The organism is Pseudomonas syringae group sp. 26L6, assembly GCF_032587815.1.
Classification (GTDB): Bacteria; Pseudomonadota; Gammaproteobacteria; order Pseudomonadales; family Pseudomonadaceae; genus Aquipseudomonas; species Aquipseudomonas amygdali.
Genome location: NZ_JAWHPJ010000030.1, coordinates 48009 through 71842 on the forward strand (window position 1 = coordinate 48009; position 23834 = coordinate 71842).

At 59.1% G+C, this 23834-nt stretch carries 19 protein-coding genes and 2 tRNA genes; 2 read left to right on the top strand and 19 right to left on the bottom strand.

What is annotated here, in order from left to right; all coding sequences use genetic code 11:
- Positions 1-8 precede the first annotated feature (8 nt).
- From RYA97_RS15495 to rnr, 8 genes are all read right to left on the bottom strand, one after another.
- Positions 9-2324: a YgiQ family radical SAM protein gene (locus RYA97_RS15495; RefSeq protein ID WP_002551833.1), complete on the bottom strand. Its 2316-nt coding sequence runs from the start codon at positions 2322-2324 to the stop codon at positions 9-11.
- A gap of 107 nt (positions 2325-2431) precedes the next feature.
- Entirely contained in the window at positions 2432-3826 is a 1395-nt protein-coding gene (dnaB, locus tag RYA97_RS15500; RefSeq protein WP_002551832.1) for a replicative DNA helicase, read from the bottom strand.
- Between the two features lie 123 nt (positions 3827-3949).
- Positions 3950-4396, bottom strand: coding sequence for a 50S ribosomal protein L9 (gene rplI, locus RYA97_RS15505; protein ID WP_002551831.1), 447 nt, complete (start codon positions 4394-4396; stop codon positions 3950-3952).
- Positions 4397-4415: 19 nt separating this feature from the next.
- Positions 4416-5312 carry a hypothetical protein gene (locus tag RYA97_RS15510; protein WP_004666401.1) on the bottom strand — a complete coding sequence of 299 codons (897 nt, stop codon included), beginning with the start codon at positions 5310-5312 and terminating at the stop codon, positions 4416-4418.
- Between the two features lie 39 nt (positions 5313-5351).
- Positions 5352-5582, bottom strand: coding sequence for a 30S ribosomal protein S18 (rpsR, locus tag RYA97_RS15515; RefSeq protein WP_002551829.1), 231 nt, complete (start codon positions 5580-5582; stop codon positions 5352-5354).
- Positions 5583-5610: 28 nt separating this feature from the next.
- The gene (rpsF, locus tag RYA97_RS15520) at positions 5611-6036 is read right to left on the bottom strand and encodes a 30S ribosomal protein S6 (protein WP_002551828.1); all 426 of its coding nucleotides are present in this window, start codon (positions 6034-6036) and stop codon (positions 5611-5613) included.
- Positions 6037-6249: 213 nt separating this feature from the next.
- Positions 6250-7011: a 23S rRNA (guanosine(2251)-2'-O)-methyltransferase RlmB gene (gene rlmB / locus RYA97_RS15525; protein ID WP_004666402.1), complete on the bottom strand. Its 762-nt coding sequence runs from the start codon at positions 7009-7011 to the stop codon at positions 6250-6252.
- Positions 7008-9641, bottom strand: a complete 2634-nt coding sequence (gene rnr, locus RYA97_RS15530) for a ribonuclease R (protein ID WP_057405094.1) — start codon at positions 9639-9641, stop codon at positions 7008-7010. The genes rlmB and rnr overlap by 4 nt, the downstream gene beginning before the upstream one ends.
- A 225-nt stretch (positions 9642-9866) precedes the next feature.
- On the opposite strand from rnr, the gene RYA97_RS15535 reads away from it, so the two are divergent.
- Together RYA97_RS15535 and RYA97_RS15540 are read left to right on the top strand one after the other, a co-directional pair.
- Positions 9867-9953: transfer RNA gene (locus RYA97_RS15535), tRNA-Leu, on the top strand.
- Positions 9954-10113: 160 nt separating this feature from the next.
- Positions 10114-10200, top strand: a tRNA-Leu gene (locus RYA97_RS15540).
- Positions 10201-10308: 108 nt separating this feature from the next.
- On the opposite strand, the gene RYA97_RS15545 is transcribed toward RYA97_RS15540, so the two are convergent.
- The 11 genes from RYA97_RS15545 to tsaE form a co-directional block, all read right to left on the bottom strand.
- Entirely contained in the window at positions 10309-12243 is a 1935-nt protein-coding gene (locus tag RYA97_RS15545) for a methyl-accepting chemotaxis protein (protein WP_316886625.1), read from the bottom strand.
- Positions 12244-12414: 171 nt separating this feature from the next.
- Positions 12415-13707 carry an adenylosuccinate synthase gene (locus tag RYA97_RS15550; protein WP_002551824.1) on the bottom strand — a complete coding sequence of 431 codons (1293 nt, stop codon included), beginning with the start codon at positions 13705-13707 and terminating at the stop codon, positions 12415-12417.
- A gap of 54 nt (positions 13708-13761) precedes the next feature.
- Positions 13762-14949, bottom strand: a complete 1188-nt coding sequence (locus tag RYA97_RS15555; RefSeq protein ID WP_005778895.1) for an ATP phosphoribosyltransferase regulatory subunit — start codon at positions 14947-14949, stop codon at positions 13762-13764.
- Positions 14950-15219: 270 nt separating this feature from the next.
- Positions 15220-16089, bottom strand: coding sequence for a protease modulator HflC (gene hflC, locus RYA97_RS15560; protein ID WP_002551822.1), 870 nt, complete (start codon positions 16087-16089; stop codon positions 15220-15222).
- The gene (gene hflK / locus RYA97_RS15565; RefSeq protein WP_002551821.1) at positions 16089-17288 is read right to left on the bottom strand and encodes an FtsH protease activity modulator HflK; all 1200 of its coding nucleotides are present in this window, start codon (positions 17286-17288) and stop codon (positions 16089-16091) included. The genes hflC and hflK overlap by 1 nt, the downstream gene beginning before the upstream one ends.
- Positions 17289-17384: 96 nt before the next feature.
- Positions 17385-18686 carry a ribosome rescue GTPase HflX gene (hflX, locus tag RYA97_RS15570; protein ID WP_316892660.1) on the bottom strand — a complete coding sequence of 434 codons (1302 nt, stop codon included), beginning with the start codon at positions 18684-18686 and terminating at the stop codon, positions 17385-17387.
- A gap of 12 nt (positions 18687-18698) precedes the next feature.
- Positions 18699-18959, bottom strand: coding sequence for an RNA chaperone Hfq (gene hfq / locus RYA97_RS15575; protein WP_002551819.1), 261 nt, complete (start codon positions 18957-18959; stop codon positions 18699-18701).
- 91 nt (positions 18960-19050) lie between these two features.
- Positions 19051-20022 (bottom strand): tRNA (adenosine(37)-N6)-dimethylallyltransferase MiaA, encoded by a 972-nt coding sequence (miaA, locus tag RYA97_RS15580; protein WP_011167564.1) that lies wholly within the window; start codon positions 20020-20022, stop codon positions 19051-19053.
- Positions 20023-21969 carry a DNA mismatch repair endonuclease MutL gene (gene mutL, locus RYA97_RS15585; RefSeq protein ID WP_005742991.1) on the bottom strand — a complete coding sequence of 649 codons (1947 nt, stop codon included), beginning with the start codon at positions 21967-21969 and terminating at the stop codon, positions 20023-20025.
- The gene (locus tag RYA97_RS15590; RefSeq protein WP_197710600.1) at positions 21966-23396 is read right to left on the bottom strand and encodes an N-acetylmuramoyl-L-alanine amidase; all 1431 of its coding nucleotides are present in this window, start codon (positions 23394-23396) and stop codon (positions 21966-21968) included. Before RYA97_RS15590 ends, mutL begins: the two co-directional genes overlap by 4 nt.
- A gap of 2 nt (positions 23397-23398) precedes the next feature.
- On the bottom strand, positions 23399-23827 hold the full coding sequence (gene tsaE / locus RYA97_RS15595) for a tRNA (adenosine(37)-N6)-threonylcarbamoyltransferase complex ATPase subunit type 1 TsaE (RefSeq protein WP_220273530.1): 429 nt from the start codon (positions 23825-23827) through the stop codon (positions 23399-23401).
- Between the last annotated feature and the right edge of the window lie 7 nt (positions 23828-23834).

A 23834-nucleotide genomic window follows, 5' to 3' on the forward strand; every position in this document is an offset into this window, starting at 1 on the left:
CATAGCTATCAGCGAGGCACTACAGGCTTGCGGGCTGGCTTGCCGCCTTTGCCCTTGCCACCCTTGGCTGCATCCATGCGCTCCTTGGCGGCCTGCTTGTTGCGCGCCATTGCGGCGGCCTTGGCCTCTTCGCGTTTGTCCCACGGCTTGCTGCCATCGCTGCCACGCGGTGGCAGGCCAGTATGCTGGGTCTGGATCAGCGTAGTCTTCGCGTTCTTGGCAACCTTGTGGCTGCCGGCTGGCGTCGAGTTCTTGCGGCGCGCACTTTGATAGCTGTCGGTCGCCGGCTGATGCAACGGAATCAGTTGATCCTTGCCAGGCCCGATCAGATCGGCACGGCCCATGCGTTCAAGGGCCTCGCGCAACATCGGCCAGCCTTTAGGGTCGTGATAGCGCAGGAAGGCCTTGTGCAGACGACGCTGCGCTTCACTCTTCACAATCGTGACTGCGTCGCTCTTGTAGGTGACCTTGCGCAAAGGGTTCTTGCCGGAGTGGTACATGGCCGTGGCAGTGGCCATTGGCGACGGGTAGAAAGCCTGCACCTGATCCGCGCGGAAGCCATTGCCCTTGAGCCACAGCGCCAGGTTCATCATGTCTTCATCGGTGGTGCCCGGGTGTGCGGCGATGAAGTAAGGAATCAGGTACTGCTCCTTGCCGGCTTCCTTGGTGTACTTCTCGAACATGCGCTTGAACTTGTCGTAGCTGCCAATGCCCGGCTTCATCATCTGGTTGAGCGGACCTTCCTCGGTGTGTTCCGGGGCGATCTTCAGGTAACCACCCACGTGGTGCGTTACCAGCTCTTTGACATACTCCGGCGACTCGACCGCCAGGTCGTAGCGCAGGCCAGAGGCGATCAGGATTTTCTTCACGCCCGGCAGGGCGCGGGCGCTGCGATACAGCTGAATCAGCGATGAGTGATCGGTGTTCAGGTTCGGGCAGATACCAGGGAACACGCAGGACGGCTTACGGCAGGCCGATTCGATCTCCGGGCTTTTGCAGGCGATGCGGTACATGTTCGCGGTCGGCCCGCCCAGGTCGGAAATCACGCCCGTAAAGCCCGGCACCTTGTCGCGGATCTCTTCGATTTCGCGAATGATCGACTCTTCGGAGCGGTTCTGAATGATCCGCCCTTCGTGCTCGGTGATAGAGCAGAAGGTGCAGCCGCCGAAGCAGCCGCGCATGATATTTACCGAGAAACGGATCATGTCGTACGCAGGGATCTTTTCCTTGCCGTACGCAGGGTGCGGGACGCGCGCGTAAGGCATGCCAAACACGTAGTCCATTTCTTCAGTGGTCATCGGAATGGGCGGCGGGTTGAACCAGACGTCGACCTCTCCATGCTTCTGCACCAACGCACGGGCGTTGCCCGGGTTGGTTTCAAGGTGCAGGACGCGGTTGGCGTGGGCATACAGCACGGCGTCGTTGCGGACTTTTTCCACCGATGGCAAGCGGATGACCGTCTTGTCCCGGGTCATGCGTGGGCTGGCAAGAATCTGCACCACCTTGGCTTCGTTGGGGTCCTCGACGTTGCCTTTTTCCTGCTCGATGGCGCAGGCCTGCGTGTCCTGGGTGTTGACGTACGGGTTGATGATCTTGTCGACCTTGCCCGGACGGTCAATACGCGTGGAATCGACTTCGTACCAGCCCTGCGGCGTGTCGCGACGAATGAACGCGGTGCCGCGCACATCGGTGATGTCTTCGATCTTGTGGCCGTAGGACAGGCGCTGAGCGACTTCGACAATCGCACGCTCGGCGTTGCCGTACAGCAGGATGTCGGCGCAGGCATCGATCAGGATCGAGTTGCGAACCTTGTCCTGCCAATAGTCATAGTGGGCAATACGACGCAGGGAAGCTTCGATGCCGCCCAGCACGATAGGCACATGCTTGTAAGCTTCCTTGCAGCGCTGGCTGTAGACCAGACTTGCGCGATCCGGACGCTTGCCGGCCATGCCGCCAGGGGTATAAGCGTCATCGGAGCGAATTTTCTTGTCCGCGGTATAGCGGTTGATCATCGAGTCCATGTTGCCTGCAGCGACACCGAAGAACAGGTTCGGCTCGCCGAGCTTCATGAAATCGTCTTTGGACTGCCAGTTTGGCTGCGCAATGATCCCGACCCGAAAGCCCTGGGACTCAAGCAGACGGCCGATGATCGCCATGCCGAAAGACGGGTGATCGACGTACGCATCACCGGTAACGATGATGATGTCGCAGGAATCCCAGCCAAGCAGATCCATCTCTTCCCGGCTCATGGGCAGGAAAGGTGCTGGTCCGAAACATTCGGCCCAGTACTTGGGATAGTCAAATAACGGCTTGGCTGCTTGCATGTTCAGGACCTACGTTTGCACGTTGGAAAAATCGCGGGCGCGGAATATAGCACATTTTTTGATCAAACCCGACGACAGTGGTCGGATTTGATGGGCCTGACCTCGGGTCAATCGTCGTCGAAGTTGTAACTGCCCGGTGCCAGGTTCTCGAAACGCGTGTATTTGCCGATGAATGCGAGGCGCGTGGTGCCGATCGGCCCGTTACGCTGCTTGCCGATGATGATCTCGGCAATGCCTTTATGCTCGGTTTCCGGGTGATACACCTCGTCCCGGTAGACGAACATGATCACGTCGGCGTCCTGCTCGATCGCTCCGGATTCCCGAAGGTCGGAGTTGATCGGACGCTTGTTCGGCCGCTGCTCCAGGGAGCGGTTGAGCTGCGACAGGGCAATGACCGGGCAGTTGAATTCCTTGGCCAGCGCTTTCAGCGAGCGCGAAATCTCGGAAATTTCGTTGGTCCGGTTGTCACCGCTCGATCCGGGAATCTGCATCAATTGCAGATAGTCGATCATGATCATGGCGATATCGCCGTGCTCACGTACGATCCGCCGTGTACGCGCACGCATTTCGGACGGGCTGATACCGGCCGTATCGTCGATGAACAGCTTGCGATCATTGAGCAGATTGACCGCAGACGTCAGCCGCGGCCAGTCATCATCGTCGAGCTGACCCGCGCGCACCTTGGTCTGGTCGATACGCCCCAGTGACGACAACATACGCATGATCAGCGACTCACCTGGCATCTCCAGCGAGTAGACCAGAACCACCTTGTCACTGCGCAGCACCGCGTTCTCGACAAGGTTCATGGCAAACGTGGTTTTACCCATCGACGGACGTCCGGCAACGATAATAAGGTCGGCGGGCTGCATTCCGCTGGTCTTTTCGTCGAGGTCGGTATACCCGGTGGACAGGCCGGTAATGGCGTTATCACTGTTGAACAAGGTATCGATACGGTCGATGGCCTTGGTCAGCAGGTCGTTGACGCTGACCGGGCCGCCAGTCTTGGGGCGTGCTTCGGCGATCTGGAAGATCTGCCGCTCAGCCTCGTCAAGAATTTCTTCGGCGGTGCGGCCTTCCGGGTTGAACGCACTGTCGGCGATTTCGGTGCTGATGCCGATCAATTGCCGCAATGTGGCACGGGCCCGCACAATCTGCGCGTAGGCCTTGATGTTGGCGACAGAAGGCGTGTTTTTCGCCAACTCACTGAGGTAGCCCAGGCCGCCTACTTGTGAGGTCTGCCCTTCCTTGTCCAGTTGCTCAGCCAGGGTGACCACGTCAATCGGGCTGTTCTGATCGGCCAAACGAGCGATGGCGCGGAAAATCAGGCGGTGGTCATGTCGATAGAAATCACCATCGGAAACTTGATCAAGCACCCGCTCCCAGGCGTTGTTATCCAGCATCAAACCACCGAGCACGGCCTGTTCGGCCTCGATGGAATGTGGCGGCACCTTCAGGGCAGCGGTTTGCAGATCGTATTGCTCGGGGGTGGAAATATCGTTCATGGCCACTTCAATTCGAGGTTTGCAGAATGGGGATGGCACAAAGACAAAGGGCACGACCTGTGAACAGGATCGTGCCCGATGTTAATCCTCTGGCAGCAATGCCGCCAGACGATTACGTATTGCTTAAGCAGCCACTACGACAACGCGTACGGTCGCTTCTACGTCGCTGTGCAGGTGCACGGCTACGTCGTATTCGCCAACGTTGCGGATAGTGCCGTTCGGCAGACGAACTTCGCTTTTTGCAACTTCAACGCCGGAGGCGGTCAGTGCATCAGCGATGTCGTGCGTACCGATCGAACCGAACAGCTTGCCTTCGTCACCAGCGGTGGCAGTGATAGTCACTTCCAGCTCAGCCAGTTGGGCAGCGCGAGTTTCGGCAGATGCTTTCTTGTCTGCAGCCAGTTTTTCCAGCTCTGCACGACGCTCTTCAAACGCAGCCACGTTGGCAGCGGTTGCAGCGGTTGCTTTGCCGTAAGGCAGCAGATAGTTACGACCGTAGCCGGCCTTAACGTTTACTTTGTCGCCCAGGTTGCCCAGGTTGGCGACTTTTTCCAGAAGGATCAGTTGCATGTGGAAATCCTCTTAACTTTTAACCTTCACCGTTCGCAGGACCATTGCCGGAATCTTTCGAACTCCGGCGACCGCGAAAATCAATCAGGCTGTCGACAATGGCAATTACCACGAGCAACGGATAGATCAGTTGCATGAACACCAGCAGCGTTATGTACATCCCTACCAGCCAGAACCGGGAAAGCCGCTTTTCAGCAACCAGGCCGTGGATCAGAGCCAGCCCCGCAAACACCAGCGGTACGCTGCAAAGCGGTGTAAGCATTGCTATCTGCGGACCGAAATTCGGCCCCACCAGCATGCACACCAACAGCGCCAACGCAGGCACCAGCGGGAGTTTCACAGCGCGAAATTCACGCCCGAAACCACCAGGGTTGTACAACATCGCTTGCCAGTACCGCCCAAGAATCAGGCACAGCACACTGACGATTTGCAGCACAGCCGCTATCAGGCCATTCAGGACGGGTGCAATCAGTGCTCCCAGACGCGCTCGCTCTTCTACGTTCAACTGCTCGTAGAGCCCGGCCAGCATTGTCGGCAGATGCTTTTGCAGCTCCTGCGACATTGCTTCCAGAGGTTCGCGAAAAACCGTGCCCAGAATTACTGCATACACCACGCCCAACGCCACGCTGACCAGCAGCACGCGGACCCAGGACTCGCTGGCACGCAAAACCATTGCCAAACTCAGCGAACCGGCCAGCACCATGGCTGTACGAGGTTCGCCGAAATACCACCAGACCAAAGCCGGCAGCAGAGCCCAGGACAGGACACCAACGGCATCACTGAACCCGCGTCGCAGAAGCACAAGGCACCCTGCGGCAGCACTCAACCAGAACAACAGCGGCAATGCCGCACATCCAGCCACTACGAGAGTGGCCTGCATACGGCCGCGCATGATGAATTCAGCCAGGGCACGCATGCTTTCTATCCTTTGTTACGTTTTGTCGACTACCTGGTCTCAGCGGCCGTGGCTGTCGGTGTAGGCCAGCAGGGCCAGGAAGCGGGCACGCTTGATAGCGGTGGCCAGCTGACGCTGATAACGTGCTTTGGTACCAGTGATACGGCTTGGAACGATTTTGCCGGTCTCGGATACGTAGGCTTTCAGAGTGTTGAGATCTTTGTAATCGATCTCTTTGACGTCTTCAGCGGTGAAGCGGCAGAATTTACGACGACGGAAGAAACGTGCCATGTAATTGGCTCCTCAAAAGGTCCGTGGATTACTCGTCAGCGTTATCGCTAACGTCGCTGTTGTCGCCGTCATCGCCATCGGCGCTGTCGGAGTGCTCAGGACGGTCACGACGCTCACGGCGCTCACTGCGGTTCTCTTCAGCCTTGAGCATCTCGGACTGGCCAGTTACGGCTTCGTCGCGACGGATGACCAGGTTACGGATCACAGCATCGTTGTAACGGAAGTTGTCTTCCAGCTCGGCCAGAGCCTTGCCAGTGCACTCAACGTTCAGCATCACGTAGTGAGCCTTGTGAACATTGTTGATTGCGTAAGCCAGTTGACGACGGCCCCAATCTTCCAGACGGTGGATTTTGCCGCCGTCTTCTTCGATCAGCTTGGTGTAACGCTCTACCATGCCGCCGACTTGCTCGCTTTGATCCGGGTGGACCAAAAAGATAATTTCGTAATGACGCATGAATGCTCCTTACGGGTTGTAGCCTGCCGCTCAAAAGCGGTCAGACAAGGAGTGAATGACACTGTTGGTCTTGCTCAGGGACAGGCACATGCGCGCCTGCCGTGACAGCAAGGGGCGCAATTGTAGAGAAGGGTCGAGGGAGGCGCAAGGCAATTGGTGAATTAATGAGCAGATCGCATGGCGCGACCTGCTCACTCTGGCCAGGCGCCGAAATCAGGCCTTTTTGCCGGCAGCCTTGACACTGCGCTGACGCAGCGCTTCAAACAGACACACGCCGGTCGCGACCGACACGTTCAGACTGCTGACACTGCCCGCCATCGGCAGACGTACCAGATAATCGCAGTGCTCGCGGGTCAGGCGACGCATGCCCTTGCCTTCCGCGCCCATGATGATGATGGTCGGGCCGGTCAGATCCTGTTGATACAACTCGACCTCGGCCTCGCCTGCCGTACCGACAACCCACAAGCCGCGCTGCTGAAGCTTTTCCAGCGTGCGCGCCAGATTGGTCACAGCCACCAGCGGGATGACTTCGGCCGCACCGCAGGCGACTTTTCGCACAGCTGGCGTCAAGGTCGCAGACTTGTCCTTGGGCACGATCACGGCCAGTGCACCTGCCGCATCGGCGGTACGCAGACAGGCGCCGAGGTTGTGCGGATCGGTCACGCCATCAAGCACCAGCAGCAACGGAGAACCTTCGCTGCGGTCGAGTAGCTCGTCGAGCATTGCCTCGCCCCAGACCTGACTCGGACTCACATCGGCAACCACACCCTGATGCACGCCTTCGACCCAGGCATCCATTTCGCGACGCTCCGCCTGACCGATGGTCACGCGATTCTCACCCGCCAGCGCCACCAGCGTCTGTACGCGAGGGTCGTTACGACCCTCGGCCAGCCAGATGTGCTTGACGCGTTTCGGGTGATGACGAAGTAACGCTTCTACGGCGTGAACGCCGTAGATTTTTTCCAGCTGACTCATGACTTGGCCTTGGGTTTACGAGCGCCACCGCTTTTCGCGGTTGGCGCGGAGCCCGATTTTGACGGACCTTTACGGTGTTTACTGGCCGGCTTGCTCGACGAAGGAGCAGAGCCCGACCTGTCAGACTTTCCCGACGACGCCTTGCTACCACCCTTCGCGTCTGCCAGAAGGGCTTTTTTCAGCTCGCGGCTTTTACGCACTTCTGCGTTTTTCGCCGCCGCATCGCTCGGGCGATACGCTTCGGTACTGCTCTCCTTGGAAGAAGCGCTACGGCGACCGGACTTGGCAGGCGCCTTTTCCTTTTCCGTCGTTGTCGTGGCGGCAGGCGGCGCAGTGTCATGACCACGACGCTTGCGACCAGCCGGCGTTGCAGCCGCTGCGGTTTCGGAAATCTCGAAGTCGATCTTGCGCTCATCCAGATCAACACGCATGACGCGCACTTCGACGCTGTCGCCCAGACGGAAATTACGTCCGGTACGCTCGCCGGCAAGGCGGTGATGCAGGGGGTCGAAATGGTAGTAATCACCCGGCAGAGCCGTGACGTGGACCAGACCTTCGACGTAGATGTCAGTCAGCTCGACGAACAGGCCAAAGCCGGTTACCGCCGTGATCACGCCCGGGAATGACTCGCCCACGCGATCTTTCATGTACTCGCACTTGAGCCAGTTGACCACGTCGCGCGTAGCCTCGTCGGCACGGCGCTCGCTCATCGAGCATTGTTCGCCCAACTGATCGAGCAGCGCGTCGTCGTACGGGTAGATACGCGCCTTCGGAATCGTTGCAGCACCGGCACGACGTACGTGTGGAGTATCCTGCTTGGAGCGGATAACGCTGCGAATAGCACGGTGCGTCAGCAGATCCGGATAACGACGGATCGGCGAGGTGAAGTGCGTATACGCTTCGTAATTCAGACCGAAGTGGCCGTTGTTGTCCGAGCTGTAAACGGCCTGGCTCAACGAACGCAGCATGACGGTCTGAATCAGGTGGTAATCCGGGCGGTCACGAACGGTTTCAAGCAGCGCCTGATAATCCTTCGGTGTCGGGCCTTCCTTGCCTTTGTGCAGCGTCAGACCCAGCTCACCCAGGAATGCACGCAGTTTTTCCAGACGCTCTGGCGGCGGACCATCATGGACGCGGTACAACGCGGGAATTTCGTGCTTCTTCAAGAACTGCGCGGTGGCCACGTTGGCGGCCAGCATGCACTCTTCGATCAGCTTGTGAGCATCGTTGCGAGTGGTCGGACGGATTTCGGCAATCTTGCGCTCGGAACCGAAGATGATCCGGGTTTCCTGAGTTTCGAAATCGATCGCACCGCGCACATGACGCGCACCCAGCAACACCTTGTACATGGCGTAAAGCTGCTTGAGGTGCGGAACCACGTCGCCGTATTCGCCGCGAAGGCTTTTGGCTTCAGCCGTTTTCGGCTGTTCCAGGATCGTGCTGACCTTGTTGTAGGTCAGGCGAGCGTGGGAGTGGATGATGCCTTCGTAGAATACGTAGTCAGTCATCTCGCCGGTCTTGGAGATGGTCATCTCGCAAACCATGGCCAGACGATCAACGTGTGGGTTCAGCGAGCACAGGCCGTTGGACAATTGCTCAGGCAGCATGGGCACGACGCGCTCGGGGAAGTACACCGAGTTACCGCGAACCTGGGATTCAGCATCCAGCGCCGAGCCGATTTTCACGTAGCTCGATACGTCGGCAATGGCCACGTAGAGCTTCCAGCCACCGGAGAACAAGCGCAGCTTGCCCGGCTTGGCTTCGCAATAAACCGCATCATCGAAGTCGCGAGCGTCTTCGCCATCGATGGTCACGAACGGCAGGTGGCGCAGGTCTACGCGGTTTTCCTTGTCCTTCTCTTCGACTTCCGGCTTGAGCTTCGCAGCTTCCTTGAGTACAGCCTCGGGCCACACGTGCGGAATATCGTAAGTGCGTAGCGCAACATCGATCTCCATGCCCGGCGCCATGTAGTTGCCGACCACTTCGACCACATCACCCTGCGGCTGGAAGCGCGGCGTTGGCCAGTGGGTGATTTTCACCTCGACGAACTGGCCGATCTTCGCATTATTGTTGCGGCCCGGTGTTACCAGCACTTCCTGCTGGATTTTTGGGTTATCGGGTACAACAAAACCAATGCCGCTCTCTTCGAAGTAGCGACCAACGATGGTTTCGTGAGCACGCGAGATCACTTCGACAATAACGCCTTCGCGACGACCGCGACGGTCAAGGCCGGAAACGCGCGCCAGCGCCCGGTCACCGTCGAACACCAGACGCATCTGCGCCGGGCTCATGAACAGGTCATCGGAACCGTCATCTGGAACCAGAAAGCCGAAACCGTCACGGTGCCCGGAGATGCGACCCAGGATAAGGTCAAGCTTGTCTACCGGTGCATAAGTGCCACGACGGGTATAGATCAACTGGGCGTCGCGCTCCATCGCGCGAAGGCGACGGCGCAGGGCCTCGAATTGATCTTCGGTGGTCAGGCCGAATTCTTCGACCAGTTGCTCGCGACTGGCCGGCGAACCGCGCTCGGCAAGGTGCTGCAAGATCAGCTCACGGCTGGGAATAGGGTTTTCGTATTTTTCCGCTTCACGAGCGGCCTCGGGATCGAGGGACTGCCAATCGGCCATTAGATAGTTTTCACCTTGTATATATAGGGGTTAGTTTGGCATAGACCTCATGAAACGGGAAATTTCACGCTCAAACCACTCGACAAAAAGCCTCCCTGACCACGCTGCAAGACCCGAAACACACCGCTCGCGATTTTTTTCGACTTTTTTTCATCGCCGGGGTTTACAGCCTAAAAAGCGCTCCGTATAGTGCGCGCCATCGGCAGGTTGATGCTTTCCGATACTGCCCAGATGGTGAAATTGGTAGACACGCCAGCTTCAGGTGCTGGTGACCGCAAGGTCGTGGAAGTTCGAGTCTTCTTCTGGGCACCAATTCAGGCAACAGACTACAACAGTCTCAAGCCTCACAAAAACCCGCGAAAGCGGGTTTTTGTATTTTCAGGTTTTGATTATTAAATCAAAACAGGGGTTTACAGAGCAAAATGATCACCGTATAGTGCGCCCCATCAACGGCGGAGACGCTGCTGATGCTGCCCAGATGGTGAAATTGGTAGACACGCCAGCTTCAGGTGCTGGTGACCGCAAGGTCGTGGAAGTTCGAGTCTTCTTCTGGGCACCAATTCAAACAAAACCGAGCCACTGGCTCGGTTTTGTGCTTTCAGGGGTCTGAAAGTGTTATGGCCCTGCGTGTGTACAGCGCCACATTAGGTGGCGCCCTACGAAAGCCTCAAGCCCTGAATTGCCCCAGGCTCGCCTTCAACTGCGCAGCCAGCCCGTTTAGCACTTTGCCGCTAGCAGTCGTCTCAACCACCGCTTTTGCGGCTTTCTCGGCCTGTGCGTGAATCACCTCCACCCGGCCGCGAACGACCTGCGCACCTTCAGCCTGATGAACGGCAGCCTGAGTCGCCAGCCCAATGGCCGCATGCACCTGCTCGACGGACGCCTGCACGGTCTGCTGGCGTTTGGCGCTGTCACGTAATACCTCCAACCCTTCCTTGGCCTGTCGGCCAGCGATGCCGATGGCAGCGACCGCCTCTTTCGCACCGCGCTGCAAGGCGATGATGTGTTCCTGGATATCGCCCGTCGAGCTTTGTGTCTTGCTGGCCAGCGCACGCACCTCGTCTGCTACCACGGCGAAGCCCCTGCCCGTTTCACCCGCGCGCGCCGCTTCGATGGCTGCGTTGAGTGCGAGCAGATTGGTTTGTTCGGCAATGCCGTGAATAACTTCCAGCACAACCTCAATCTGCTGGCTTTGCTGCGCCAGACGCTCGATGACCTGCGCACCGGTTTCGACCTGCCCGGCCAGCGCCTCGATCAAACCGCCGACCTGATTGGACGTGCGGGTGTTTTCATCGGTCGCCTGCTTGATATCGACCACTTGACGCAGGGCTGCCTGCATCGCCTGGCTTTCCGACTGCGCCTCATCGGCCATCTGCTCCAGCGCCTTGAGGCTGGCCGCCACTTCGTCTCGCTGCAGTTCGGCTGCAGCATCGGCGCCGGCGTTGCGCTGGCTCATCACGCCGATTTCCTGCCCGGTGCGCTGCGCCACCTCGCCCGCCTCACGAACGATAGGCTGCAACTTGTCGATGAAGCGATTGACCGCCGCCGACATGTCGCCGATTTCGTCATTACTGTCCAGCTTGACGCGCTTGGTCAGGTCGCCCTCACCCGCCGCCAGATCATTGAGCGCAGCGATCAGCAGATGCAGCTTGCTGACGACTCGACGCCCGAGCACCACCGCCAGTAACAGCAGTACGCCCAGGCCGACCAGCGCCAGCCCCATGCCGATCCGCCAGCGCAAGGTTTCGGCGGCTTCCTGAACCGCAACACGTGTATTGGTGGTCATTGCAGCACCCGCCGTCTGAGCGGATTGCAAGCGCGTGCGCAAGGCGGTCGAACTGTCTTTGGAGGCACTGGCAAGGCTGTCGGAAACCAGTTGCTCGCCACTGGTTATCAGGGTGGCGAAACGCTTGTCCAGCGCAGCAAGATTTTCCTCGACCGTTGCCGTCGACACTCCCATGCGCACCTTGCCGATCTCGACACCGTTAGGGCTGATAGAGGCCTCGACGTAATACACCGACGGGTCGTTTTTCGCGGCATTGAGGATCTTGTCCATCGCCCGCTCGCCTTCACCCTTGGCCAGCAGCGCCTTGACCAGCGGGTTATCGCGGTTCATGTACCTCGTAAGGTGCTCACCTGCGGCGTCGTCATAGACCACAAACAACACGTTGGGATTGCGCTGGGCGCGTCGGGCAAATTCGGAAAGGGTTGGCGTGTCGTTGTCCCACATGGCGCGCGGGGCAACCGCAGCCAGTAGCTCGGCCATGTCAGTGGCGGACTCTCTCAGGTCTTTTTCCAGCGTGGCACGCAGTTGGGCCTGCTCTTCCTTTAGGCGGGTAGAAAGTCCGACGCTCAAGCGCTGACGCGTACTGGCTGAAAGCGAGTCGAGGCTCGACGTCACTTCGCTACTCGCCAGCTCCAGCTCGGAGGAAAGATGTTGCGAATCTACCCCAAGGCGATTGGCAAGGTCAGCCTCAAGCGCTGTGACTGTGCTCCGGGTAAGAGCAACCGCCACGATGACCTGCACCAAAAGGGCAATGCCCAGGGCAATGAAGACCGGGCGCAGCAGACGGCTTTGCAATAGAGATAAGACAGCAGACACAGGAGAATCCCTCCACCCTCAGCGCCATTAAAATGATGGCACTTTTCTGTCATCTTTGTAGCAAGCGCCGTGCCGTGACACAAGTCTCACTTTTGCCGCGCTCGAATCCTGCGGACGCTGAAAACAAAAAGGGCCGCAAACGCGGCCCTCTTGATACAGCGCGGCGAAGTATTAGCCGAACGGGTGACGCAGCACGATGGTTTCGTTACGGTCAGGACCGGTCGAAATGATATCGATAGGCGCGCCAACCAGCTCTTCGACGCGCTTGATGTAGGCGCGAGCGGCTGCAGGCAACTCTTCCAGGGTCTTGGCACCCAGCGTGGATTCGCTCCAGCCAGGCATCTGCTCGTAGACCGGACGCAGACCCAGGTAGCTGTCGGCGTCAGTAGGTGCGTCGATGACCGCGCCTTCTTCGTTCTCGTAGCCGACGCAGATGTTGATGGTCTCAAGACCGTCAAGCACGTCCAGCTTGGTCAGGCACAGGCCCGAGATGCTGTTGATTTCGATGGCGCGACGCAGGATGACGGCATCGAACCAGCCGCAACGACGAGCGCGACCGGTGGTAGCGCCGAACTCGTGGCCACGCTTGGCCAGGAAAGCACCGACATCGTCGAACAGCTCGGTCGGGAACGGACCCGAACCCACACGCGTGGTGTAGGCCTTGGTGATGCCCAGAATGTAATCCAGGTACATCGGACCAAAACCCGAACCGGTAGCGATACCGCCAGCAGTGGTGTTGGAGCTGGTGACGTACGGATAAGTACCGTGGTCGATGTCCAGCAACGAACCCTGGGCACCTTCGAACATGATGTCCTTGCCGTCGCGACGCATTTCATGCAGCGCAGCGGTGACGTCGAGCATCAGCGGCTTGAGCAGATCGGCGTATTCCATGCACTCGTCGAGTGTCTTCTGGAAGTCGATGGCAGGCTCTTTGTAGTAATTGACCAGCACGAAGTTGTGGTAGTCGAGCAGCTCGCCCAGCTTGGCCGCGAAGCGTTCGCGATGGAACAGGTCGCCAATGCGCAGACCGCGACGCGCAACCTTGTCTTCGTAAGCCGGGCCGATACCACGACCGGTGGTGCCGATCTTGAATTCGCCGCGGGCTTTTTCACGCGCCTGGTCCAGTGCAACATGGTACGACAGGATCAGCGGGCAGGACGGGCTGATGCGCAGACGCTCACGCACTGGAATGCCTTTCTCTTCCAGCTTGATGATTTCGCGCAGGAGCGCGTCGGGAGCAACCACTACACCGTTACCGATCAGGCACTGCACGCCTTCGCGCAGTACACCGGACGGAATCAGGTGCAATACGGTTTTCTCACCGTCGATCACCAGTGTGTGACCAGCGTTGTGGCCACCCTGATAGCGAACTACGGCGGTAGCATGTTCGGTCAGCAGATCAACGATCTTGCCTTTGCCCTCATCACCCCATTGAGTGCCCAGGACTACGACATTCTTACCCATAACACTTGTCCTCATTCACGCAAACTTGGTGCCGGCGGCGGCCGGCAGGAATACTCAAGAAGCCAGCGGCATTACCTGCCAGTGCTCGCCATGCTGAATCAATTGCCGGTCACAGTCGGCTTCACGCGCGGCGCTCGCCTGCTGCCCAGGCAAAGCCTGAACCACACGCTGACCTTCACTGCGCAACTGGCAAACCATCTGCCAGAGTGCCGCATCCGTACTGTCCGGCACCCAGATGCCACCAGACGGTAAGACGATTTCTGCCTGCCCCAGGGTTACCAGGGTTTTCAGGTCGGTGGAAAAGCCGGTCGCCGGACGGGCGCGGCCGAAGTCGGCGCCGATGTCATCGTAACGACCGCCCTGCGCGATCGACTGGCCCACGCCCGGCACGAACACCGCAAACACCACACCGGTGTGGTAGTGATAGCCACGCAGCTCGCCGAGATCGAAGTACAGCGGCAACTGCGGGAAACGCGCAGCCAGACGCTCGGCTATTGCCAGCAAGTCGTCCAGCGCGGCCAGCACCGGCGCAGGTGCGCCAGCCAGACGATCACGCGCCGCGTCCAGCACCTCACGTCCACCACACAGATCAACCAGCGCGCGCAGCATTGTTGCGAGCTCTTGCGGGAGATCGGCGGTCAGGGCAACCACTTCATCAATAGCCTTGCGCTGCAGTGCATCGAACAACTGCTGCTCGACTTCTCCCGACAGGCCAGCGGCACGCGCCAGACCACGGTAGATGCCGACATGCCCAAGGTCCATGTGCACATCCGGCACATCGGCCAGTTGCAGCATGGCCAGCATCAGGCTGATGACTTCGACGTCACTGCTCGGGCTGGCATCGCCGTACAGCTCGGCGCCCAGTTGAATGGGGCTGCGCGAGGAGGACAGTGCGCGCGGCTGGGCGTGCAGAACGCTGCCCGCATAGCACAGACGGCTCGGGCCTTCACGCTTGAGGGTGTGAGCATCGATGCGTGCAACCTGCGGCGTGATGTCGGCGCGAAAGCCCATCTGCCGGCCCGATTGCGGGTCGATAACCTTGAAGGTGCGCAGGTCCAGATCCGAACCCGCGCCAGTCAGCAGGGATTCGAGATACTCGATATGCGGGGTGACGACAAACTCATAGCCCCAGCTCTGAAACAGATCCAACACCTGACGGCGCGCTACTTCAATGCGCGCCGCTTCCGGTGGCAGTACTTCTTCGATGCCATCTGGTAGCAGCCAGCGGTCGACCGTTGCCATTACGCCATTCCCCTGTGATCCAGGCGGCCAGCCTACAGGCCAGCCTTGAGTGAAGCAGAAAGTGGTGCGCTGTATGACGGGCACGACAAATGCCCGAGACAGGTCTTGCAGACCACTTTCCTCGAAAAATCTTGCCGTGCTCTGATTCAGATACGGCCAATCAATCGTGCAGACGCAAAAAAGCCGGGAATTTCCCGGCTGCCGCATGATACACACGTTTCACCGTACGTTCACCCCACCGGGCGGTTTTGCCGCCCGGCGGGTGATTAATTACGGCTTGGCTTTTTCCAGATAGCGAAAGAATTCGCTGTTCGGATCGAGCACCATCACGTCGCTCTTGTTCGCAAAGCTTTCACGGTAGGCGCGCAGGCTGCGATAAAACGCGTAGAACTCCTGGTCCTGACCATATGCCTTGGAGTAGATCGCGGCAGCCTGGGCATCACCATCACCACGCGCTTCTTCCGACTCGCGATAGGCTTCTGCCAGCAATACACGACGCTGACGATCGGCGTCGGCACGAATGCCTTCAGCCAGCTCGTTACCCTTGGCACGGTGTTCGCGAGCTTCACGCTCACGCTCGGTGCTCATACGCTCGAAAACGCTGCGATTCACTTCCTTCGGCAGGTCGATGGCCTTGACCCGGACATCGACAACTTCGATACCCAGCTCTTTCTCGGCCATGCGGTTCAGCGAACCGGTGATATCAGCCATCAGCGCATCACGCTCACCCGACACGACTTCGTGCAGGGTACGCTTGCCGAACTGGTCACGCAGGCCCGACTCCAGACGACGCGAAAGACGCTCGTCGGCAATCTGCTTGAGGCCGGAAGTCGCGGTGTAGAAACGCTCCGCGTCCTTCACACGCCACTTGGCGTAGGCATCGACCATGACCGCTTTCTTTTCCAGCGTCAGGAAACGCTGGGTCGGTGCATCGAGGGTCAGCAAACGACCGTCGAACTTGCGCACCTGGTTCACATAAGGAACCTTCACATGCAGACCCGGCTGAACGTCCGCCTGGACCACACGACCGAATTGCAGCAGAACCGCGCGCTCGGTCTGGGACACTATGTAAAAGCTGTTCCAGGCGATGACTGCCAGTACCACGCCGACAATAAGGGTGATCAGTGATTTGTTACTCATCAGCGAGTCTCCCTGGTACGTACTTCACCACGCTGCTGAGCCTCATTCGCCCGGGCAGCGGCGGCAGCAGCGGCAGCATCATTAGCCGACTGCGATGGCGTACCTGAATTGGAGCCATTGCCGTTACTGCTGCGGCTGCTCTCGATCATCTTGTCGAGCGGCAGATAAAGCAGATTGTTCTGCCCCTTGTCGCCGGTCACGAGCACCTTGCTGGTATTGCTGAAGACTTCCTGCATGGTGTCCAGATACAGACGCTGGCGGGTAACTTCAGGAGCCTTGCGGTACTCGGCAACCAGTTTGGTAAAGCGATCCGCCTCACCCTTGGCGCGCGAAACCACTTCATCGCGGTAGCCGTTGGCATCCTCAAGGATGCGCTGAGCCTGACCACGGGCTTCCGGAATCACGCCATTGGCATAGCTTTCGGCCTGATTGCGTGCACGCTGCTCGTCTTCACGAGCGCGGATCACGTCATCGAACGCTTCCTGCACTTCACGCGGTGCCGCGGCGCTCTGTACGTTCACCTGAGTGACGGTGATGCCGGTGCGGTAGGTATCGAGGAAGCGTTGCAGACGCTCCTTGATTTCGCTGGCCATCAGTTCACGACCTTCAGTCAGCACCTGATCCATTGCCGTGGAACCCACGACATGGCGCAGCGCACTTTCAGTGGCGTGCTGCAGGCTGATTTCAGGCTGATCGACGTTCAGGACGAAGTCCTGCAGGTTGCTGATCTTGTATTGCACGGTCAGCGGCACTTCGACGATGTTCTCGTCTTCGGTGAGCATCTGGCCCTGCTTGCTGTAGGCACGCTCGCGAGTCACGTTTTCCATGTACTTGCGATCGAACGGCGGGAAGTAGATGTTGAGACCCGGCCCTACGGTTTCGTGGTATTGACCGAAACGCAGCACGACAGCCTGCTCTTGCTCGTCAACAACATAGATAGCGCTGTAGAGCCAGAAAGCGACGAGCACGACCAGGCCGATACCGAGCAAGCCAAAGCCACCGCCCTTGCCTGAACCGCCACCACTGCCGCCGCCATCGCTGCCGCGTTTGTTACCGCCGCCGAACAACCCCTTCAGGCTTTCCTGCAGCTTACGGAAGGCCTCGTCGAGATCAGGTGGTCCCTTGCGGTCGCCGCCACGGCGTTTGCCACCCCAGGGATCTTGATTATTCGAGTTGCCACCCGGCTCATTCCAAGCCATAGCGCTCTCCATCTGATAAAGCAAAGACGCGCCCGCGGCGCGCCGACCAATGCTACAGAATGCTCGCGAAAGCCGTACAACGGCTTTCTCGTGCTTTTATTGCAAAGTGTGTTGCTCGATGAACTCCAGCGGCTGCAATCCTTCGCGACTCACCAGTCGATTGAGTTCAACGCGCGGCAGTCGTACGGCCAACACGCTGGCACCTTCCTCGTCATGCGTTTCGCTCTGCACCGCACCCAATTCGAAAAACTGGGCACGCAGCCGGGCAAGACTCTGAGGCAAAAGCAGCGTACCGACAAACAGGTCGTCGCCGAGCAGTTCGGCGATGGCCTGCTTGAGCAGATCCAGCCCTCGACCATCGCGGGCAGACACCCAGACACGCTGCGGCTTGCCATCGGCATCCCGCTGTATCTGAGGCTCCACGCCTTCAAGCAGATCGAGTTTGTTATAGACCTCAAGGATCGGCAAGCCCTCGGCACCGATCTCACCGAGCACGGCCATAACCTGCTCGATCTGCGACATGCGTTCAGGCTCGTGGGAGTCGATCACATGCAGCAGTAAATCGGAGTTGCTCGACTCTTCAAGCGTCGCTCGAAAGGCTTCTACCAGTTTGTGCGGCAGATGGCGAATGAAGCCTACGGTATCGGCCAGCACGATAGGGCCCAGATCATCGAGCTGCAGACGACGCAAGGTCGGATCGAGCGTGGCGAACAGCTGGTCCGCCGCAAACACATCCGAATCGGTCACCGAGTTGAAAAGGGTCGATTTACCGGCGTTGGTATACCCCACCAGAGAAACCGAAGGGATATCGGCGCGACGGCGTCCACGACGTGCCTGATCGCGCTGGCTGCGAACCTTCTCCAGCCGCCCTTTGATCTGCCGCAGGCGAACCCGCAGAAGACGTCGGTCGGTTTCGAGCTGGGTTTCGCCTGGGCCGCGCAGGCCGATACCACCTTTCTGACGCTCAAGGTGAGTCCAGCCACGGACCAGACGCGTACTCATATGCTCAAGCTGGGCCAGTTCGACCTGAAGCTTGCCTTCGTGGGTACGTGCGCGCTGCGCAAAGATATCGAGGATCAGACCCGTACGATCAAGCACGCGGCACTCGAAAACGCGTTCGAGGTTACGTTCCTGACTGGGCGTGAGGGTGTGATTGAAGATAACGAGATCAGCCTGTTCGGCCTTGACCTGGTCGCGAAGCTCATCGACCTTGCCAGAGCCAATCAGGTATTTGGCCGATGGCCGATGACGCGGCACGTTGATAAACGCAACGGTATCGGCACCGGCCGATATGGCCAGCTCCTGAAACTCCTGCGGATCTTCGCGCGCCTCAGGGTCCTGACCATCCAGATGAACGAGAATTGCACGTTCACCACCACTGTGGCGCTCAAAGAACAAGGCAGACTCCTATCAGGCGTTACCTGGCTCGGCGTCTGCGCCGTCAGCGTCGGTAGCGCTGGGAAGGCGAATCGGGCGAACCGGTACGACGGTGGAAATGGCGTGTTTGTAGACCATCTGGCTGACAGTATTCTTCAGCAAAATGACGAACTGGTCGAAAGACTCGATCGTGCCCTGCAGCTTGATACCGTTGACCAGGTAGATCGATACCCCGACCTTCTCTTTTCGCAAGGTATTCAAGTAAGGGTCTTGTAGCGAATGCCCTTTTGACATGTGCCGCACTCCTTTAAGGATCAATAAATAATAAATCGAATTCGATTGGCTTACCGGCCACCCCCCAAGGATAGACGGCTATTGCAGGGACTCAGCTCAATATGGAGACCGATCCCAGGTATTTCAAGGCGCGCGACAGATTGTCGCTGGCCAGACTGTCCAGCCAGTGCAAATCCTCCCAGCTGCGTAGCCAGGTGAACTGCCTTTTGGCCAACTGGCGCGTTGCAATAATGCCGCGCTCCTGCATTTCATCCCGCGTCAGCTTCCCATCCAGGTGATCCCAGACCTGGCGATAACCGACGGCTCTTATCGAGGGCAGCCCGGAATGCAGGTCGCCTCTTGAGCGCAATGCCAGTACTTCGTCCAGAAACCCCTGATCCAGCATTTGCTCAAAACGTAGCGCGATGCGTTGGTGCAGCACCTTGCGATCAGCCGGAGCGATGGCAAGGTTCGCGACAGTATAGGGCAATTGCTGACGCCCTGATGCCGCCGCTTCGGTACTTTGCGCAGTTTGTTGCTCGCGGTGTGCCGTCATGCTCATTCCGCTGACCCGATACACCTCGAGCGCCCTGATCAGTCGCTGCGGATCATTGGGGTGAATGCGCGCCGCCGAAACGGGGTCGACCACCGCCAATTGATCGTGCAATGACTGCCAGCCATAGGCCTGTGCATCAGCTTCAAGCTGTGCCCTTACCTGCGCATCGGCAGCCGGCATATCCGCCAGCCCGTGCAATAGAGCCTTGAAATACAACATAGTGCCGCCGACCAGCAAAGGAATATTTCCGCGCGCGGTAATTTCCGCCATGGCCGCCAGTGCGTCACTGCGAAAATCGGCTGCGGAGTAGCTTTGCGCTGGGTCGAGGATGTCGATCAGACGGTGTGGATATTCAGCCAGCTGTGCTTTTGAAGGCTTTGCGGTGCCGATGTCCATGCCGCGATAGACCAACGCCGAATCGACGCTGATCAGCTCGCAAGGCAGCACTTTGCTCAGTTCTATCGCAAGGTCGGTCTTGCCTGCTGCGGTAGGCCCCATGAGAAAGATGGCCGGAGGTAAAGCATTCATTCATTGACCGCGCAGGAATAATTTATCCAGGTCATTGAGACCCATCTGGGTCCAGGTAGGACGACCGTGGTTACATTGCCCGCTGCGTTCGGTGTTTTCCATGTCACGCAACAGGCCGTTCATTTCCGGGATGGCCAGCCGCCGATTGGCGCGAATCGCGCCGTGACAGGCCATGGTCCCGAGCAACTCGTTCATGTGTGCCTGCACCCGGTCGCTGGTGCCGTACTCCATCAGATCCGCCAGCACATCGCTGACCAGCCGATTGGCCTCGGCCTGCTTGAGCAACGCAGGGATCTGGCGGATCGCCAGGGTTTCCGGGCCAAGCCGCTGCAGCTCGAAGCCCAGGCGCTGAAACGTCGCGATATGTTCTTCGGCGCAGTCCGCTTCACGCTGGCTGACCGCGAGAGATTCGGGCACCAGCAATGGCTGACCACTCAGGCCTTCATTGGCCATCGCTATTTTCAGGCGCTCGTACATGATTCGCTCGTGGGCGGCGTGCATGTCCACCAGCACCAGCCCGTGAGCGTTTTCAGCGAGGATGTAGATACCTTTGAGCTGCGCCAGCGCATAACCCAGCGGCGGGATATCGCCGGGCGACTCCGGCAGCGACGAGGGCGCGGTGCTGGGCAGCGGTGCGAAGAATTCACGGTAGGCACTTTGCGCTTCGGCCACCGGCACGCCAGAGGTGGGCCGAGGCGTATATTGATACTGATAACCGCTGCCAGCGCCGCCACCGGCAGCAGGTCGGGCAAAAGGCTCGCCCTGCGGCTGTTCCAGCACGTTATTGGCCAGACGCATTTCACCCTGCGGCCCGAACTCACCGGCCTCAGGCCCGGTAGGCCGAGGCTCGACGGCGACCGGTACGCTGCCGCCCAGCTGGTTTTCCGGGCGCACATCACCCAATGCACGGTGCAGGGTGCCATAAAGGAAGTCATGCACCATGCGCCCGTCGCGAAAGCGTACTTCATGCTTGGTCGGGTGAACGTTGACGTCTACAGCAGCCGGGTCGACCTCGAAAAACAGCACGAACGTGGGGTGACGGCCATTGAACAACACGTCGCGATACGCCTGACGCACCGCATGAGCGACCAGTTTGTCGCGCACCGCACGCCCGTTTACGAAGAAATATTGCAGGTCGGCCTGGCTGCGCGAAAATGTCGGCAGCCCTACCCAGCCCCACAGATGAAGGCCGTTGCGTTCGATCTCGATAGGCAGCGCCTGCTCCAGGAAGCCCGGCCCGCAGATCGCCGAGACACGTCGTGCTCTGGAAGTGTCGTCATGCGCTTCATGCAGGCTCAGCACGGTCTTGCCGTTGTGACGCAAATGGAAGGCCACGTCGAAACGTGCCAGCGCCATGCGCTTGATGACTTCCTGCAGGTGATCGAATTCGGTTTTTTCGGCCTTGAGAAACTTGCGCCGGGCAGGCGTGTTGAAGAACAGATCGCGCACTTCAACGGAGGTGCCTACCGGATGCGCTGCTGGCTGGACGCGCGGTGCCATGTCACGGCCTTCGGTCTCCACCTGCCAGGCCTGATCGGCGTCGCGGGTGCGCGAGGTCAGCGTCAGGCGCGCCACGGAGCTGATCGAAGCCAGGGCCTCGCCGCGAAACCCTAGGCTCATGACGCGCTCGAGGTCCTCCAGATCGCGAATCTTGCTGGTGGCATGTCGCGCCAGCGCCAGTGGCAGGTCATCCGAGGAAATACCGCCACCGTCGTCACGCACTTTCAGCAGCTTGATACCGGCCTGCTCTACATCGACATCTATGCGCCGCGCGCCGGAATCAAGGCTGTTTTCCAGCAGCTCCTTGATAACCGACGCTGGACGCTCGACGACTTCGCCAGCCGCAATCTGGTTGGCCAGACGCGGGCTTAGCAATTCGATGCGCGCAGCGTTCAGGACAGTCTGAGCGTTATCGGCTTCGGTGCCGTCGAGCAGAAGATCGGTCATTGCTGAGTCGCCACCTCGGAACTTGGAATTCGCAGATCCTGGCCAATCTTCAATTCATCGGTTTTCAGATTGTTGGCGCTGCGCAGCGTGGCAATGTTCATGTCATAGCGCGCCGCGAGCATGGCCAGGGTTTCGCCGGAGCGGACCACATGGTTGCGTGGCCCTTGAGCCAACTTGCCGTTGTCACGCAGCCAGGCAATATAAGTGCCCTGTGGCGGGTTCTGCTGGAAGAACTGCTTTACCCCGGAGTTGATCGAACGCGCCAACGCCTGCTGGTGCGACGCAGAACTCAGCTTGTTGGCTTCGTTGGCGTTGGAGATAAAGCCGGTTTCCACCAGAATCGACGGGATATCCGGCGACTTGAGCACCATGAAACCTGCCTGCTCGACGCGCGATTTGTGCAGCGAGGTGACGCGGCCAATATTGCTCAGCACTTTCTGGCCTACGTTCAGGCTAGACGACAGCGAAGCGGTCATGGACAAGTCCAGCAACACCCCGGCGAGCATGCGGTCCTTGTCGTCGAGGCTTACCGCACCGGCACCACCGATCAGGTCGGAACGGTTTTCACTGTCCGCCAGCCAGCGTGCGGTTTCGGAGGTCGCACCGCGATCAGACAAGGCGAACACCGAAGCGCCAAACGCCGCGGTGGACGGCGCAGCGTCGGCGTGAATGGACACAAACAGGTCGGCCCCCTTGGAGCGGGCGATCTCGGTACGTTTGCGCAACGGAATAAAGTAGTCACCGGTCCGCGTCAGTTCAGCGCGGTAGCCTTTCTCGGCGTTGACCTGGCGCTGCAGTTCCTTGGCGATCGACAGCACCACGTTTTTCTCTTTCTGCCCGGCACCGCCGGAGGCACCCGGGTCTTCACCGCCGTGCCCGGCATCGATCACCACGACAATGTCGCGCTTGCCATTGGGCACCGGGGTCAGCTTGATTTCAGGCTTGGCCGGGCTGACCGGGACAGCGGGCGCGGTATTGGCGGCAGTATCCGGGATCACTGGTGTCGGGTTGGCATCTGCGGCGTTATCGAACAGGTCGACCACCAGACGGTTGCCATACTGCTGGTTCGGCGCAAGCGTAAAGCTTTTGGGCGTCACCGCCTTTTTCAGGTCGATGACCACGCGCAGATCGGTCGGCGTGCGCTGGGCAGAGCGCATGCTGCTGATCGGCGTATTGGCTGTCGATACATTCAGCGGACCACCGAGTGTCGCGCCATTGATATCGATCACCAGACGATCAGGTGAAGTCAGTGTGAATACGCTGTGCTGGACAGGCCCGGACAGGTCGAATACCAGACGTGTGTTGTCCGGTGCTCGCCATAAGCGGACACTTTTTACTTGCGTAGCGGCAACCGCCTCGACAGCCAGGGCCATCAGCAGCAGACCAACTACAGTAACCAGCGCGCGCATGCGCATACCTAACCCCATATCTATTTGAATTCCAAAGCCAAAGTGGCACACCAGCGTTCGCCACGCGAGCCCAGCGGGCTCAATATCACGGACCGACCTTCTCCGTGCGGGCCAATGGTAATGGTCAGGTCAGGCTTTGGCAAAAAGCCTGCACCACGCTGGGGCCATTCAATCAGACAAAGTGCATCGCCGTCGAAGTAATCACGCACCCCCATGTACTCAAGCTCTTCGGGATCGACCAGACGATAAAGGTCAAAGTGAAAGACCCGTATGGCACCTATTTCGTAGGGCTCGACCAGCGTGAAAGTAGGACTCTTGACAGCCCCGGCATGCCCGAACCCGCGAATCATTCCCCGCGAAAGAGTGGTTTTTCCAGCGCCCAGATCGCCATCGAGAAAGATGACGCCCACGCCTTCGGTAACTGCGGCCAGGCGTGCACCAAAATTCATCATGGCC